Annotated in this window: 13 protein-coding genes; 1 reads left to right on the top strand and 12 read right to left on the bottom strand. The window is 60.4% G+C overall.

Annotated features, from left to right (window positions below; genetic code table 11):
* Window positions 1–20: 20 nt before the first annotated feature.
* The 3 genes from HNQ65_RS10475 to HNQ65_RS10485 are packed head-to-tail and all read right to left on the bottom strand — an operon-like array spanning window position 21 to window position 1,461.
* A complete protein-coding gene (locus HNQ65_RS10475) occupies window positions 21–446 on the bottom strand; it encodes a nuclear transport factor 2 family protein (RefSeq protein ID WP_184339480.1) in 426 nt (141 codons plus the stop codon).
* Window positions 443–1,048 (bottom strand): pyridoxamine 5'-phosphate oxidase family protein, encoded by a 606-nt coding sequence (locus HNQ65_RS10480; RefSeq protein WP_184339481.1) that lies wholly within the window; start codon window positions 1,046–1,048, stop codon window positions 443–445. The genes HNQ65_RS10475 and HNQ65_RS10480 overlap by 4 nt, the downstream gene beginning before the upstream one ends.
* 41 nt (window positions 1,049–1,089) lie before the next feature.
* Window positions 1,090–1,461: a DsrE family protein gene (locus HNQ65_RS10485; RefSeq protein WP_184339482.1), complete on the bottom strand. Its 372-nt coding sequence runs from the start codon at window positions 1,459–1,461 to the stop codon at window positions 1,090–1,092.
* A gap of 124 nt (window positions 1,462–1,585) precedes the next feature.
* Between HNQ65_RS10485 and HNQ65_RS10490 the strand changes: the two genes are divergently transcribed.
* A complete protein-coding gene (locus HNQ65_RS10490) occupies window positions 1,586–2,479 on the top strand; it encodes a LysR family transcriptional regulator (RefSeq protein WP_184339483.1) in 894 nt (297 codons plus the stop codon).
* 75 nt (window positions 2,480–2,554) lie between these two features.
* Here HNQ65_RS10490 and HNQ65_RS10495 read toward each other — a convergent pair whose 3' ends face one another.
* From HNQ65_RS10495 to HNQ65_RS10535, 9 genes are all read right to left on the bottom strand, one after another.
* Window positions 2,555–3,547 carry an alpha/beta fold hydrolase gene (locus HNQ65_RS10495; RefSeq protein ID WP_221306120.1) on the bottom strand — a complete coding sequence of 331 codons (993 nt, stop codon included), beginning with the start codon at window positions 3,545–3,547 and terminating at the stop codon, window positions 2,555–2,557.
* A 74-nt stretch (window positions 3,548–3,621) separates the two neighbouring features.
* Window positions 3,622–4,131: a DUF5069 domain-containing protein gene (locus HNQ65_RS10500; protein ID WP_246438086.1), complete on the bottom strand. Its 510-nt coding sequence runs from the start codon at window positions 4,129–4,131 to the stop codon at window positions 3,622–3,624.
* Window positions 4,132–4,166: 35 nt separating this feature from the next.
* On the bottom strand, window positions 4,167–5,051 hold the full coding sequence (locus HNQ65_RS10505; RefSeq protein WP_184339484.1) for a GH25 family lysozyme: 885 nt from the start codon (window positions 5,049–5,051) through the stop codon (window positions 4,167–4,169).
* Window positions 5,048–5,767 carry a phytanoyl-CoA dioxygenase family protein gene (locus HNQ65_RS10510; protein WP_184339485.1) on the bottom strand — a complete coding sequence of 240 codons (720 nt, stop codon included), beginning with the start codon at window positions 5,765–5,767 and terminating at the stop codon, window positions 5,048–5,050. The genes HNQ65_RS10505 and HNQ65_RS10510 overlap by 4 nt, the downstream gene beginning before the upstream one ends.
* A gap of 53 nt (window positions 5,768–5,820) precedes the next feature.
* Window positions 5,821–7,704 (bottom strand): sulfatase, encoded by a 1,884-nt coding sequence (locus HNQ65_RS10515; RefSeq protein ID WP_184339486.1) that lies wholly within the window; start codon window positions 7,702–7,704, stop codon window positions 5,821–5,823.
* Between the two features lie 71 nt (window positions 7,705–7,775).
* Window positions 7,776–9,347, bottom strand: coding sequence for a hypothetical protein (locus tag HNQ65_RS10520; RefSeq protein ID WP_184339487.1), 1,572 nt, complete (start codon window positions 9,345–9,347; stop codon window positions 7,776–7,778).
* Window positions 9,344–10,744: a sulfatase gene (locus tag HNQ65_RS10525; RefSeq protein ID WP_184339488.1), complete on the bottom strand. Its 1,401-nt coding sequence runs from the start codon at window positions 10,742–10,744 to the stop codon at window positions 9,344–9,346. Before HNQ65_RS10525 ends, HNQ65_RS10520 begins: the two co-directional genes overlap by 4 nt.
* Before the next feature lie 2 nt (window positions 10,745–10,746).
* The gene (locus HNQ65_RS10530; protein ID WP_184339489.1) at window positions 10,747–12,510 is read right to left on the bottom strand and encodes a sulfatase family protein; all 1,764 of its coding nucleotides are present in this window, start codon (window positions 12,508–12,510) and stop codon (window positions 10,747–10,749) included.
* Window positions 12,507–13,925 carry an arylsulfatase B gene (locus HNQ65_RS10535; protein ID WP_184339490.1) on the bottom strand — a complete coding sequence of 473 codons (1,419 nt, stop codon included), beginning with the start codon at window positions 13,923–13,925 and terminating at the stop codon, window positions 12,507–12,509. The genes HNQ65_RS10530 and HNQ65_RS10535 overlap by 4 nt, the downstream gene beginning before the upstream one ends.
* Window positions 13,926–13,928: the final 3 nt, after the last annotated feature.

Here is a 13,928-nt window from a genome sequence, read left to right on the forward strand (position 1 = left end):
TGAACCAAGGCAGCGCGGCTTCAAACGCGTTCCCAGCGGAACTTACGCTCCTCTTCACGGATCGGTTGATCATTGATGCTCGCATAGCGTCTGGCCATGTAGCCGTTTTCATCAAACTCCCAGTTTTCATTCCCATGACTGCGCCACCACTGGCCGGAATCATCATGCCACTCGTACTCAAAGCGCACGGCGATCCGGTTTCCCGTGAAGGCCCAGAGCGTTTTCTTGAGCCGGTAGTCATGCTCCTTGGCCCACTTCTTTTTCAGAAATTCCACCACTTCAGTGCGGCCGTTGAGAAACACATCGCGGTTGCGCCACTCGGTGTCCGGTGTGTAGGCCAGCGAGACACGCTCGGGGTCGCGGCTGTTCCAGGCGTCTTCGGCGGCCTGTACTTTTTTGATTGCAGATTCTTCAGTGAAAGGTGGCAGGGGTGGGCGGGGGTTCATGGTGTTTGGAGTTTGAGCTGGGATTCGAGTTCGGCAATGCGGGCTTTCAGAGGCGCCACGGCCTCTTGCACTTCAGCGGCCGTGAAGCGCGGTGTGATGAATTTGGGGCAGTTCCAGTCGTAGGACAAAACGTCGATGACAAAGACGCGCTCCACTTTGGCTGCATGACCACCGGGCGGGGCGATCTTTTCCACCAGCTCAGGATGCTCACGCGCATCCAGCACACGGGCGTGGCCGAGAATCTTCAGCCTTTCACGCGCCGGATAGTCCATGAGGAAGAGGCTCACGCGGTCATTCTTCGCCAGACTGCCCACGCTGATCATCTGGCGGTTGCCGCCATGGTCTGCAAACATGAGCTCGTTCGGCCCCGTGACACGCAGGAAGCCTTTGGCCCCGCCCCGATGCTGCAAATACGGCCATCCGTTTTCCGTGATCGTGGCCATGTAAAACGAGTCACGCTGCGCGATGAAAGCAGCTTCTGCCACAGTCAGTGGATCGCGCTCAGGCGTGGATTCAAAGGCAGGATAGGTCCGCCCATAGTAATGACGCTCCGCCGCGAACACGGCAGGCGTGAGCACAGTATGCATGAAACGGTCGGCCATGGTCGGGGTGGAGCGAGGGGTTAAAAGAGGCAGGGTTTGTTTTAAAAGACCAGCGTCTGCCAGCCTTCGGCAAGATATCGGCGGATGCTCGCAAAACCGGGCGTCCCAGCCAGTGCGAAATCTTTGATCTCCGGCAGACCGCAGGCTTCGACTTCCTTCGTGGCGCCAAAGACAGCCGAGCAGCCGCAGGAGGCACCAGCGATGGCGTGACGCACGGCATTATAGAGACCATGGGCGGGATGCGTTGGCTTGGAAAATTCCGCAGGCCAGCGCACGCCGGTGCCGGTGAAGACGACGCTGACTTCGTCGTTCTTTTCCTGGGCTTCTGCCGCCAGCGCGAGGCCGTTGAAGGCGCGGCCGAGGGCTTCTTCGCCGTTTTGAGGATCCGAGGTGATGATGATGGCAAGTTTCATGGGATGGTATGTTTGGTTTGGTTCAGCTCTTTCTGGAGCGAGTGAAGACTGCGCCATGGCTGAGCCTGCGGGTAATGCCGTCTGTCACTTGCCGTTATGCCAGATATGCATATCCTCCATCATCATGATGGACCGCATTAAAGCCCTGCTGACGGTGATCGAAGAAGGCAGTGTCAACCGCGCCGCCGTGCGGCTGCGCATCACCCAGCCGGCGCTGAGCCGCCAGATGCAGGCGCTGGAGCACGAGCTCGGTGGCAGGCTGCTGGAGCGCGAGACCAGCGGTGTGAAGCCCACGGGCCTTGGCCATGCCCTGGTTAAATCCATGCGCCCGCTCGTCGAAAATTACGATGCCGCGCTCGCCGATCTGCGTCGGCAGGCGCGTGGAGAGCACTCCGAGCTGCGCGTGGGGTATCTATTCTCTGCCGCTCAGAGCATGCTCACACCAGCGCTGGCCAGGCTGCGAAAATCACACCCGCAGGTAAAGCTCAAACTGCATGACATGTCTCCCCGCGAGCAGATCGACGGGTTGCGTTCGGGCGAGCTCGATCTCGCGCTCATCGGGCAGGAGGGCATGCTGGCCGCACGGGAGTTCCACAGCGCCAGGCTCCGCTCGTTCACTGTCTGCGGGGCCGTTGCAGATGGCGATTCTCTAGCCCAGAAAAAACGCATCACTCTTAAAGAGCTGAAGGGCCGCGATTTCATCGGTGTGGATGAAGATCAGGTGCCCGGGCGCAACCGCTGGATGACCGCCCTTTGCAAATCGGCCGGGTTCAAGCCGCGCTTCGCCATCGTCGTGGATGGCATCACCCATGTGCTTTCGCAGGTCGTTTCAGAATCCGCCGTGACTCTGCTGCCCGGCTACTTTGAAAAACTCCAGCATCCTGGGGTGACCTTCGTGCCAGTGAGTGATGACACTGCCCGCTGGGACTGCATGGTGCTCTGGCAGAAAGGCCGGGCGTCTGCTGCTGCCCGTGCTCTGGTAGATGCGCTGAAACAGGTGGCGGCAGAAATAAAATGAGGAAGCTCCTGGGGAGCTTCCTCATGACGTAATCTTCTCCGTCCTGGCCTTGCGGGCAGATCAGACCGGGAGCGGTTACTTTTTCACGCCCATCTTTTGGCCTGCCACTTTCTCGGTGTAGAAACGGTGCATCTTCTCGGAGATGAACTCCAGGTGGTCCTCCACAGCAAAGTGCCCCGCCTCCAGCCGGTGCATTTCGGCATTCGGCAGGTCCTTCAAGTAGGCCTCTCCGCCCTCAGGCGTGAAGAAGATGTCTGACTGCCCCCAGAAAATCAGCGTCTTCGGCTGGTTCTTGCGCAGGAACTCCTGCCACACGGGATAGAGCTCCACGTTTTTGCGGTAGTCGTAGAACAGATCCAGGTTCAGCCGCGCGGCGTTCGGCCTCTGCATGAAGGCAAAGTCTGACTCCCAGTTGTCAGGGCTGATCAGGGCCGGATTCTTTGCCCCTTGGACATACATGCCCTTGATGGCGTCATGGGTGAAAAACCCCGTCAGCGGTTTCTCCGTTTCCTCCGAGCGGTTTTTCCAGAGCGCGCCACGAAGACCATCCCATGCCGCAGTGAACCCGGACTCATAGGCGTTCGAGTTCTGCACGATCAGCCAGTCGAGGGCCGCAGGATTGCGCACCGCGATCCTGAATCCCACCGGGCCGCCATAGTCCTGCATGAACAGCCCGTAGTGTTCGAAGCCCTTGAGCTTGAGAAAGTGCTCCACAATCTCGGAGATGCCGTCAAAGGTGTAGCTGTAGCTTGCCGGGTCAGGCATGTCGCTGAGGCCAAAGCCGGGATAGTCTGGCGAGATCACATGGAAGGCGTCAGACAATGAGCGAATCAGGTCACGGTACTGATGGGATCCTGAAGGAAATCCGTGCAGCAGCACCAGCTTGGGTTTGGCGGGGTCGCCCGCTTCACGAAAGGCGATGTTCAATCCGTCCACCTTGATGCTCCCAAAGCTGATGGGGTGCGGTTTGGCGTTCATCACCGGTTTGGCGGCACTGGCCACGCCACCCGTGAAGGTGCATGCGGCGATTAGTGCGATGGTTGCAAGGGTTTGTCGTCGGGTGTTCATGTTCGTATCAGGTTTTGTTTTTTTCGGGGTTTGCTCACGACGCCGGAAGCGTGGTGAAAAAATGAGGCTCTCGCCTAGGCCTCGCCGCCAAAGCTCACGTGGTCGTCCAGGTCGAGGTAGTCGAAGGTGCCGTGCAGGTCTTCGCGTGCGGGGTTGAGGCGCTTGATCTGCTCGGTGAACCATTCGCGCATCGCGACGTCATTGAAGGCCACCGTCTCGGTCCAGTCGGACCACTGCTCGATCTCCAGTGCGGTGCGCTTGTACGGTGCCTGCTCGTTAACCCACAGCAGCAGCTCCCAGTCTCCAGCGCCGGTTTTCACCTGCGCCAGCAACGCCTCCGGCTCGATGCCGGTGAAGCTGAAAAAGCGTTGGTCGTTCAGGCTGTCATAGACGTATTCTCCATGGGTGCCGGCCAGCGTGGCCCGCGCTTTGTCGAGCAGGCGTGGCAGGATGGTATAACCGCCGAGGCGGACGCGGGGGCTGCGGGGAGGACGTTGGGTGAGGTTGAGTGCTTTCATCACCACCATCATCCACGCCGCCGCCGTCGGCGGGTAATGCCGCCTTGTCGTGACGGCTATGCCCATTCGGCATCGCCTTTTTCTTCTGCCCAGGCGTGGCCTCAGCGCAGCCTCAGCCCATGTTGCAGCCAGAAGGACTGCATGGCCGCATGCGAGCCGTTGAAGACATTGCGCTCCACCGGTCGGTCCAGATTGCCAAAGTAGAGGCTGTTACGGTTCATGCCGTGGCTGTACACCTTGGGCTGCGAACGGCCATGAGACCAGTCCACACCGCCATACTGCCACATGGCCCAGTCTGACCACACCCGGTACTGATGCAGCAGGCCATGCGGAGTTCCTGGTGCGGGATACACCGGACCCGCGCCGCCATCGTGCGAATACAAAGCCACCCAATAGGGCATGCGGCGCAGCTTTGCCTTCGTGGCTGGATCCGCGCTGCTCAGCATCTGTTTCAGGTGTGTGCTGTTTTCCAGATACGCTACTGGCACCACGCCTGTGCGGGACTCCACGCGGTCCATGAAGCGCAGGATGTCTGACATGCGGGAGTTCGCATCAAAGTCCGCGCACAGCAGCAGCGCCGGTGCATTCCACGCACGGCCACGTGCCAGGGAGTGCGCGCGTGCGCAGAACTGATCTGCCTGCGCCACCGCATCCACATGCGTCTGCAGCCGGTAGTAAATCCCTGGCAGCATTCCATTTCGGTCCGCCGAGGCCAGGAAGTGCGCGCACTTCTCATCCAGATTTCCACCCTTACCCGCTCGTGCGATCAGCGCACTCGCCCCATTGGCCCGCAGCGCCGACACATCATGCTCCGAGTAGCCCTGACCCGGCCGCTGCTTCTCCTTCGGATCATACGCCGAGACATTGATGACCTGCGGCATGCCCCAGGAAGACATCGGCGGCTGGCTCTCCGGCGGTCCGCCGGTGGGCGGTGTGGTGCAACTGGCGAGAGCAAGAAAAAGAGGCAGCAGCAGGGGGCGTTTCATACGGATGTATTCGGTTGTGGCACCAGTGGCGGACTGACCGGCCTTTGGCAAGGAGCCTCATGCCACTCCATCGGTGGAGGCAGGTAAAAGCCGGCGAATTCCACATGCAGTACCCGGCGGCGGCTTGTACTGGTGGAACGTGACGAGGCATGAAGCAAAAGCGGCCGCATCAGCAGCACATCTCCTGCCCTGGCTTCACACAAAACCTCACAATGTGTTTCGCGGCATTGTTGGATGGACTCGGCGCTCAATCTACCCAGCCGATGCGTGCCGGGCAGCACTCTCAGCGCACCATTTTCTGCGTTGGCATCATCGAGGTGCAGACGCACTGCCAGCATCTGCTCCAGCAGCGGAACAGGCGGCTGCACATGCGGCACGCCGTCCTTCACACTCCAGGGGCCGAATCCCGGAGATTCCACCGGGGCTCGGAGCGCCAGTGTCAGATCCTGATGCCAGGCCACCAGCCAGTTGGTTTCAGGGCGTTTGTCAAAGTAGATGCCGCGTACCGGCACTGGATCGGATGGGAGATGGGGGCGTACAAGACCGGCCAGTATGTTCTGAGCCAGGTCCGCCACCACAGGAATGTGCAGCATGCCGCGTGAGCCGGCACCGGTTGCATCCCCGAGCGCTGACCTCAGGCCATCGCAAGCGGAGTCATCGAGCACATTCGGCACGATGACATATCCATCGGCATCCAGGCTGGCGGCGAGATTCATGTCCCGATGGCTTGCGCGGCCACGGCGCTTTTGCAAGTCATCGAGCTGGTGAATCAAAACTCCGTCCGCGTCATCTTAACGCCATTCTCCGAACGCAGCTCGATCCAGTCGAGCTCCACCGGCTGCTCCTGCATGGGCAGGTAAAGCCGCACGATGCCCAGCGGTCCAGCAGCAGGGATCTGCACGCTGATCTCCTCCCAGCCGCCTCCCTTCAGCGTAAAGAGCACGCGCTGCGCTTTGCCACCGCTGGGCACCCAGTCAAAATGGGAGGTCCCCGCCTTGGCCTTGATGCGGAATTTCGCCGTCGTCGGCCCGCTGTGCTTGCCAGCGGCGAACCCGAGAAAGCATTCAAAGCCGATGTTGGTCACACTCACGATGCCGTCCTTCACCGTGGCCTTGCAGTCGCGTGCCTTCCAGCCTTGCAGCGCGGGATCACCGTCATCTTTGGCGGGTGCCTTGGCTTTCGCCTTGGCCTGCGGCTTGCCTTCGAGCTCGGGATGATACTGCTTCGGGTCAAAGGCCGGATTCGGCACCGGTACCACCGCATGGGTGGCTTTGAGAAACGCTTCGATCAGCGCGTCCAGCTCCTGCACGAGTTCCGGCTTCTGTGAGGCGAGGTTGTTCTGCTCACCGGGATCATCGTGCAGATTGAAAAGCAGGTATCGGTGCGCGCCTTTCTCGCCGCCGTGGAAGAGCCGGATGAGCTTCCAGTCGCCACGATGCACGGACACTCCCGGCGGCAGCCAGGCCGGCACATTGGGAGAGGAATGCGGGAAGTACTGGAAGATGGCCTTGCCGGGAAGATCACCGCCTTTCAGCGCGGGCAGAAGGCTGTGGCCGTCAAAAATCTGCCCTGCCGCAGGCTGGATCGCGAAGGCTTCGAGCAGCGTGGGATAGTAGTCCTCGCTCTGGATCAGCGCATCGCTGCGTGCTCCCGCTTTGGCAAGACCCGGCCAGACGATCACGCCCGGCACATGTGTTCCGCCTTCAAACAGGCAGGCCTTACCCCCACGCAGCGGCGCATTGCTGGTGGGCGTGGTGCCGTCCACCTTGTCATACATGTTACCGCCGTTGTCGGAAGTGAAGATGATGATCGTATTGTCAGCAATTTTGAGGCGGTCCAGTGCATCCAGCAGCGTGCCGATGGCGTCGTCCATGCTCTCCACCATCGCCGCATAAGTCGGGCTGCGCTGCGGATCTTTGGGATTCACACGTGCGCGATGTTTCTCGATCAACGCCTTCTTCGCATCAAACGGCGCATGCACGCTGAACATCCAGTAGTTCATGTAAAACGGTCCGTCCTTGTGCTGCTCCATGAAGGCCACCGCTTCCTTGGCCATGCGGTCCTCGATGTGCTGGTCCGGCACATCCGGATCCGAGTCAAAGTCCGCGAACTTCCACGGCGCCACGTAGCTGCCCGCCGGTCCCGGCCCAGGATGGTGCGGCACATCCACATCAAAACCCTGCTGCAGCGGCGAGTACGGCTCGGGGCCCAGATGCCATTTGCCAAAGTGCCCCGTGGCATAGCCCGCATCATGCAGCGTCTCTGCCAGTGTGCGATATTCAGTTTTCAGGCGTGTCGGTGGCGTGGGCTGGATCGCCTTTTGGTCCGCTGCCGATTTCTTGGGCAGCGTCGCTTCCAGCACCACCTGTGGCATGTGGCAGTTCGGCACGGTGATGCCCGTGCGCGCCGGGCTCAATCCCGTGAGAATGGCCGAGCGCGTGGGCGAGCACAGCGGGCTCGCCGAATACGCCCGCGTAAAGGTCATGCCACGCTGCGCCAGCCGTTCCACGTTCGGTGTCTGGTAAAACTTAGTCGTGCCATACAGCGTCGTATCACTCCAGCCAAGATCATCCGCCAGGATGAAGATGACATTCGGCTGGGCCGCGATCAAGGGCGTGGCTATCGCGAAAAGACAGGCAAGAAGACGAAGCATGACAATGTGAGTGATAAAACTGTGACAGTGATTCTTCAGCAAGTGCGGGATGGCGATTCGAGTCTGGCAGTTCAAGGCGCTGCAGCATCCTCCTTCTGCAGTTCCTGCATGGCACGCACGGCCATGAGCTCACAGTTGAACCACATTGTGGGCCCGCCGGATTTCATGAGCCAGGTAAGATAACGCCCCGGTGCCTTCTTGTTCTGCTGGCTGCGCACGAGAGTGCCCGCCAGAGCCCGCGCCTTTTGCAGATGCAGCCGGTCTTTCGTCACACGATATGCAGCAAGGTAGGTGCGGATCAATTTCGCCGAGCTCGCGCAGACTGGCGCGTAGCACCGGTATTGCTCCAGCACACAGGGCAGCAGCCAGTTCTTCGTTTTGGCCGTCGCCTGGCCATCGTCATTTTGGCCGCCGGGGCGGCTTTCGGGCGGCTGATCCCACACCACAAACTGGTCCTCAGCAAAGCGCAGCAGATCCAGCGCGAGCGTCCGCTCCTCCGGCAGCATCTTCGCCTGGTTCAGCAAGTGAATGGCGAAATCGCAGGCCTCATGCTTGGTCAGGTTTTCATAAGGCGGCAGAGGCTTCACGTCCTCAAACTGCCCCTGCCAGTTCCAGGTGCGCACGGGGTTGCGCATGATCCAGGCCACGGCTTTTTCACGCATGGCATCAAAGCGCCGCTCCTTCGTTGTATTGGCAAGATGGTCGAGGAACTCGACGACCAGTGTGGGCACCAGCACATTGTTCGTGGCTGCCTGGCCGTCCTTTGGTGTCACAAAAAGCAGCCAGCTGCCGTCCTCGCGCTGCTGCTTCTCATAGGTCTCGGCGATACCCACCGCCGCCTTCAGATACTTTTCATCCTGGCTGGCACGATATGCATCCAGAAAATACCGGCCGGCCTCCGCTCCGCAGTTGGTCATGTAGTTGTTGGGATTCATATGCCCCTGCATGCGCTCGCCGAACCGAGTGGGATGATACGTCGGCGGATGAAAGGCCCAGGCAGACTCTGCGGGCTCGCAGAGCGCCAGCAGCGTGTCCGCCGCACGCCTCGCAGCCTGCACAGCTTCAGCAGCATCCGCAGGTGCGGGCGTCTGCATGGCATACACCGCCAGTGCCGACGCTGCCGCGCCGATGATCTTCGAGGGATAACGATACAGGTGAAACTGCTCGTCGATCTCGCCCGTGGTAAACCAGCAGCGCAGATCAGGCGAATGCACCAGGGCATCCAGCGCAGCCCGCGCACTCTCACTCCAGCTCTTGTCCAGCTTGGCTTCACTGGATTGAAACACTGAGGCACGATGAAACATGCGCGTCATAGCCTCGCCCATCATCACACCGCTTGCACCCAGCGCCTCCACCTTCAGCGTTGTTTGGCCAACGGGCACTCGCGTCCATACCGGAGAAAGCGGCACATTTGGCTTGGCGGCCTCAAACATCAATTTTTCACCCGACGATGGGGTAAGTGTATAGTGGTACGACTTCGCTCCTTCGACATCCTTGAAATCAAACGCAGGCGCAAACTGAAACTGCACAGACTCCTGATTCCAAAACGGCACACCGGCGCGCACAGGCGTGGCGGATTCGTTCAGCGCCTGCTGCGCCATGATCTGGCACGGGAGCAAAAAAGCGGCAAAAAAGGACTTCATGGCGAAGTGACGTTTTTTAAATGCACCGCGAGCCGCTCCCGCATGCGCTTCATGCGCTCAGCCTGCGACGGTTGGTCGGCAAGATTGTGCAGTTCGTCCGGGTCGGTGCGCAGGTCGTACAAAAGCTCGCCGCCGTTTTGATCCCAGGCAATGTAGCGAAAGGCGTCTGTGCGCACGCTGTGGCCGGTCAGCTTTGTGTTGGTGGCCACCATGGTGCTGACAGCAATCTGGCGGCCCTTGGCGGCGGGATCGTCGAGCATGGGTTTCAGACTTCGGCCCTGCAGGTGCCTGGGTCGTGGCAGTCCGGCGAGGTCGCACAGCGTTGGGTAAATATCGACCTGCTCGGCCAGCCCGCTACGCACTCCCGATTTCACGCCAGGCGCGGCTATGATCAGCGGCACGTGAGTTCCGCCTTCAAACAGGGTTTGCTTGGCCCACAGGCCATGTTCGCCCAGCTGATAGCCGTGGTCGCCGGTGAGCACCACGATGGTGTTCTCTGCGAGCTTCAGCTCAGTGAGCCTGTCGAGGACACGACCGATCTGCGAATCCACAAAACCCGTGGCCGCCAGATAGGCCTGCAAGGCATCACGAGCTTCGTCATGCGTGGGCTCAGCATAGCGGAAGACGTTGTTGTTGGGCCGCAGCGATGACTGTGGCAGCTGCGTGAGCACCTCTCCGCCCGTGCGGTAAAACGGCGGCATGCTGAGCCGGTTTTTCTCGACGGCATCAAAGAACGACTTTGGTGCTACATACGGGGTGTGCGGCCGGATGAAGCCCACCGCCAGGAAGAAGGTTCTTTCTTTGAAGGCATCCAGCGTGGCGATGGCATCATCGGCGATCTGGTAGTCGGTGAAGTCAGCCGCCGGCCGCGCCGAGGCGGCGTAGGCGCGGTTGTATCCCTCTCCCTTGGTGGTTCCGTGCGGCTTGTCACCAGGATCGTTCGCCACCTTCGCTTCGACGAAGTTTTCGGTGTCCTTGTGCAGCGCCGTGCGCAGCTCCACATCGAGCTTCGTTTTGGGGTCGGTCACATGAAAAACTTTTCCGACCCGCCCCGTGGCATATCCATGATCTTTGAAATACTGCGGCAGCGTCACCACATCCGGCAGCGCCTTCCGCAGGCTCGTCGTGAGATCCATGACCCCCGTTTTCTCTGGGTAGCAGCCCGTCAGAAAGGAGCAGCGTGAGGGATTGCACAGGGCAAACTGAGTGTAGGCATGCTCAAACCGCACACCACGCGCAGCCAGCGCATCCATGGCCGGAGTGTGGACGTGCGGGTGGCCGTGGCAGGAAAGAGTAGTCGTCAGATCATCGACGATGATGAACAGAACATTGGGGCGCGCTGCGTTCAGCACAGGCGTGCAGAGCATTGCCAGAAAGAATGCAAAAGAACGCATCATGGTCACTTGGCTGGCTGGAGGTCAATCGTGCGGAATTCCGCCGCGCCCAATGGCAGATGCACACGCACATGAATCACACGCCCCTTGGCCGGGATCGCAACCTCTTGCGTCTGCCATTCATCGCCCGCTTTCACTTCAAACGGCGCACGGTTCGCAGGGAGAAAGTCTTTGTCTCCATCCATGCGCCAGGCGATGGCGCCCTGACCTGAAGCGGCGGTTTTGAAGATGATTCTGGCTGTCGCAGGAGCGGCCAGCTTGATCTGACTGCGGGTGATGAAGGTGCCCTTGCCACCCTTGTCTGGCGTGAGCACCAGCACTCCATTCTTATTGATCAGGTTGCCTCCACGCGCCAGCCAGCCGCGTGTGGCCTTGGTGTCGGGTGGGTCGGCCTTGGTCTCAGGTTTCGGCGCAGGCTTTCCTTCGAGGTAAAAGTCAAAATAGTCATTCCACACGGGGGACATAGGCCCGAGAGCAAGGCCGGGCGGGTTGAGCTCCGCACACCATGTCGTGAGTTTGTCACGCAGCCGTGTCGCGATGTCCGGATGCTGCGAGGCCAGGCTGTGTTTCTCCTCCAGATCGGTGGAGAGGTCGTAGAGATACTCGCGCTCGCCCCCGCGCAGCAGCTTCCAGTTTCCCTCACGAATGGCGCTCTGGGCCATCCAGCGCCACATCAGCGCCTCATGCGGAGGTCGCGTGTTTTCCCCTTTGAGATAAGGCATGAGATTCACGCCATCCAGATCTCCCGGCTTCACGGGAACATCAGCCAATGCCGCCGCCGTGGCCGCGACATCCAGTGCGCTCACCGCATGCTTATACGTCTGCCCGCCGGGAATCGTGCCGGGCCATGCGATAAGAAAAGGCACATGCATGCCGCCTTCGCTCAGCATGCCCTTCTCTCCATTCAGCGGTGTGTTCAGGCTGCCATCCCAGCCGCCCGCGTCGCCATCCAGCGGCGAGTCGGTTTTGTGAATCTTGAGCGGAGCGCCGTTGTCGCCGATGAGAAAGATCAGCGTCTTTTCCGTCAGTCCGTGCTGCTTCAGCGTGTCCGTGATCAGGCCCACGCCGTCGTCCACCGCAGCCAGCATGCCCAGCGCGGCACGACGGCGCTCCGGCATCGGGCCGGGAAAGCGGTCCTTGTACGACTGCGGTGCATCCAGCGGCGTGTGCGGCGCACGCAGGGCGATGTATAGAAAGAACGGCTGCTCCTTGTAACGCGTCACGATCGCCGCCGCCGCCCGTGTGCAGCCATCGATGTGATAAAGCTCCGGCTTCATCTCGCTCATCGGCTTGTCTTGACCATCCACCGTGATGTTGGCGGGAAACTTCTGCTGCCCGTGCTGCGAATACACATGCTTGAACCCATGTTTGGTGATCTCACTCTGCGGCCCCAGGTGCCATTTGCCAAACTGCGCCGTCACATACCCGGCCCGCTGCAGCCGCGTGGCGATCGTCGTCTCTTTGTTAAAGCCGTCCAGAGCGGAGCCGTTGTTGTCCAGATTGAAACGCCCCTGGAATTTCCCTGCCATCAGCCCGCCGCGTGAGGGCACACACTGCGGCGCGGTGCTGTAGCCATGCTTTGCGATGACACCGCTGCGCGCCAGCGCGTCGATGTGCGGCGTTTTCACATCCTTCTCCACACCTCGGATGCCGAGATCAGCATAGCCGTGGTCATCGGTGTAGAAGACAATGATGTTGGGCTTCACCGAAGCGCAGGCTGCTTCAGCCAGAATGACGAGGCCTAGAGCGAGGATAATGCGGAGCTTCATGGAGCTTTCTTTTTTTTGGTCTGGTCAAACATCGCTGCAGCCTCATGGCCTACCTGGCCCGGTGTCACGGCGTCTTTCAGGAACTCGGCCAGTTTGGCACGCATCGTGGCCAGACGCTCGGGCTCCTGCGCTGCCAGATTGTTCTTTTCGCCGATGTCGTTGGCGAGGTTGTAGAGGGCGAAAGTGTCTGCGGTGTTGGCTGTCTTCGCACCCCCCTTTCCCTTTTTGCCTTTTCCCTTCCCTTTTGCACCCTCTGCCGGTGCTTCCTCGCTGTCGGCATCACTGCCATTCATGACGAGCTTCCAGTCGCCCATGCGCAGCGCGGCCATGGTGGGAGACTGCACGCAGAGGATCGCATCATGCGGAGAGGGCGCACCCTGCGTCAGCATGGGCCAGACATCCTTGCCATCCAGCGGCGTCTTCTGCTCCAGGGAGCCGCCGGCCAGTTTCACCAGCGTGGGATACCAGTCCACCGTATGCATGGGTTCTTTGAGGCGCTTGCCAGCCGGAATATGTCCCGGCCAGTTGGCAAAGGCGCAGCCGCGTACACCGCCCTCATAGATGCTGCCTTTAAAGGCACGCAGCGGCCCGTTGCTGCCAGGAGGCGGACCGCCGTTGTCGGTGGAAAAAAGGATCAGCGTGTTCTCACGCTCGCCGCTTTTTTCCAATGTGGTCACGATTTGACCGATCGCCTCGTCCACCGCCGCCAGCATGCCCGCGAGTTTTTGCCGTCCGCCTTTCAATTCGCCATAAGGTTTCAGATACTCATCCGGCACCTCCAGGGGGCCATGCACTCCATTGAAGGGCACGTAGAGAAACAACGGCTTCGACTTGTCCTTCTCAGCGATGGTGCGGCAGGCCTCACGTGCGAGAAGATGCGTGGTGTAGCCCTCCTCTTTGATCTGCTGGCCGTCGCGGTACCAGTCCAGATCCTGGCCACGCATGTGGGTGAAGTAGTCCAGCATGCCAAAGTAGTGCCCGTAATGGTGGTGGAATCCTCGCGCCGTGGGCAGGTAGGATGGCTGGAACTCGCCTAGATGCCATTTGCCGATGATCGACGTGGCGTAGCCCGCATCATGCAGCGCATTTGCCAGCGTGCGTTCCGTCAGCGGCAGACCCCACGTGGCATGCGGACGCACGATAGTGTACACACCCGTGTGCGTGGCGTAGCGGCCGGTCATTAATGCGGCGCGCGTTGGCGAGCACACCGGCTGCACATACAGCGACTCCAGCACCGTGCCTCCGGCTGCAAGCTTGTCGATGTTCGGTGTCCGGATCTCCTTGCCGCCATTGAATCCGCAGTCCGCATAGCCAAGGTCATCGATCAAAAAGAAGACAATGTTAGGCTGCTTTTCGACCGCGAAGGCTGACACCGAAAGGAGAAGCGATGATAAAAACAGTGCGCTGATTTTCATGAG

The sequence above is a fragment of the Prosthecobacter vanneervenii genome (genome assembly GCF_014203095.1).
Lineage (GTDB): Bacteria > Verrucomicrobiota > Verrucomicrobiia > Verrucomicrobiales > Verrucomicrobiaceae > Prosthecobacter > Prosthecobacter vanneervenii.

What these genes read in the sequence shown, in the direction of transcription:
- HNQ65_RS10475 (WP_184339480.1), bottom strand. Translation starts at nt 446, where the DNA reads ATGAACCCCCGCCCACCCCTGCCACCTTTCACTGAAGAATCTGCAATC.
- HNQ65_RS10480 (WP_184339481.1), bottom strand. Translation starts at nt 1,048, where the DNA reads ATGGCCGACCGTTTCATGCATACTGTGCTCACGCCTGCCGTGTTCGCG.
- HNQ65_RS10485 (WP_184339482.1), bottom strand. Translation starts at nt 1,461, where the DNA reads ATGAAACTTGCCATCATCATCACCTCGGATCCTCAAAACGGCGAAGAA.
- HNQ65_RS10490 (WP_184339483.1), top strand. Translation starts at nt 1,586, where the DNA reads ATGATGGACCGCATTAAAGCCCTGCTGACGGTGATCGAAGAAGGCAGT.
- HNQ65_RS10495 (WP_221306120.1), bottom strand. Translation starts at nt 3,547, where the DNA reads ATGAACACCCGACGACAAACCCTTGCAACCATCGCACTAATCGCCGCA.
- HNQ65_RS10500 (WP_246438086.1), bottom strand. Translation starts at nt 4,131, where the DNA reads ATGGGCATAGCCGTCACGACAAGGCGGCATTACCCGCCGACGGCGGCG.
- HNQ65_RS10505 (WP_184339484.1), bottom strand. Translation starts at nt 5,051, where the DNA reads ATGAAACGCCCCCTGCTGCTGCCTCTTTTTCTTGCTCTCGCCAGTTGC.
- HNQ65_RS10510 (WP_184339485.1), bottom strand. Translation starts at nt 5,767, where the DNA reads ATGAATCTCGCCGCCAGCCTGGATGCCGATGGATATGTCATCGTGCCG.
- HNQ65_RS10515 (WP_184339486.1), bottom strand. Translation starts at nt 7,704, where the DNA reads ATGCTTCGTCTTCTTGCCTGTCTTTTCGCGATAGCCACGCCCTTGATC.
- HNQ65_RS10520 (WP_184339487.1), bottom strand. Translation starts at nt 9,347, where the DNA reads ATGAAGTCCTTTTTTGCCGCTTTTTTGCTCCCGTGCCAGATCATGGCG.
- HNQ65_RS10525 (WP_184339488.1), bottom strand. Translation starts at nt 10,744, where the DNA reads ATGATGCGTTCTTTTGCATTCTTTCTGGCAATGCTCTGCACGCCTGTG.
- HNQ65_RS10530 (WP_184339489.1), bottom strand. Translation starts at nt 12,510, where the DNA reads ATGAAGCTCCGCATTATCCTCGCTCTAGGCCTCGTCATTCTGGCTGAA.
- HNQ65_RS10535 (WP_184339490.1), bottom strand. Translation starts at nt 13,925, where the DNA reads ATGAAAATCAGCGCACTGTTTTTATCATCGCTTCTCCTTTCGGTGTCA.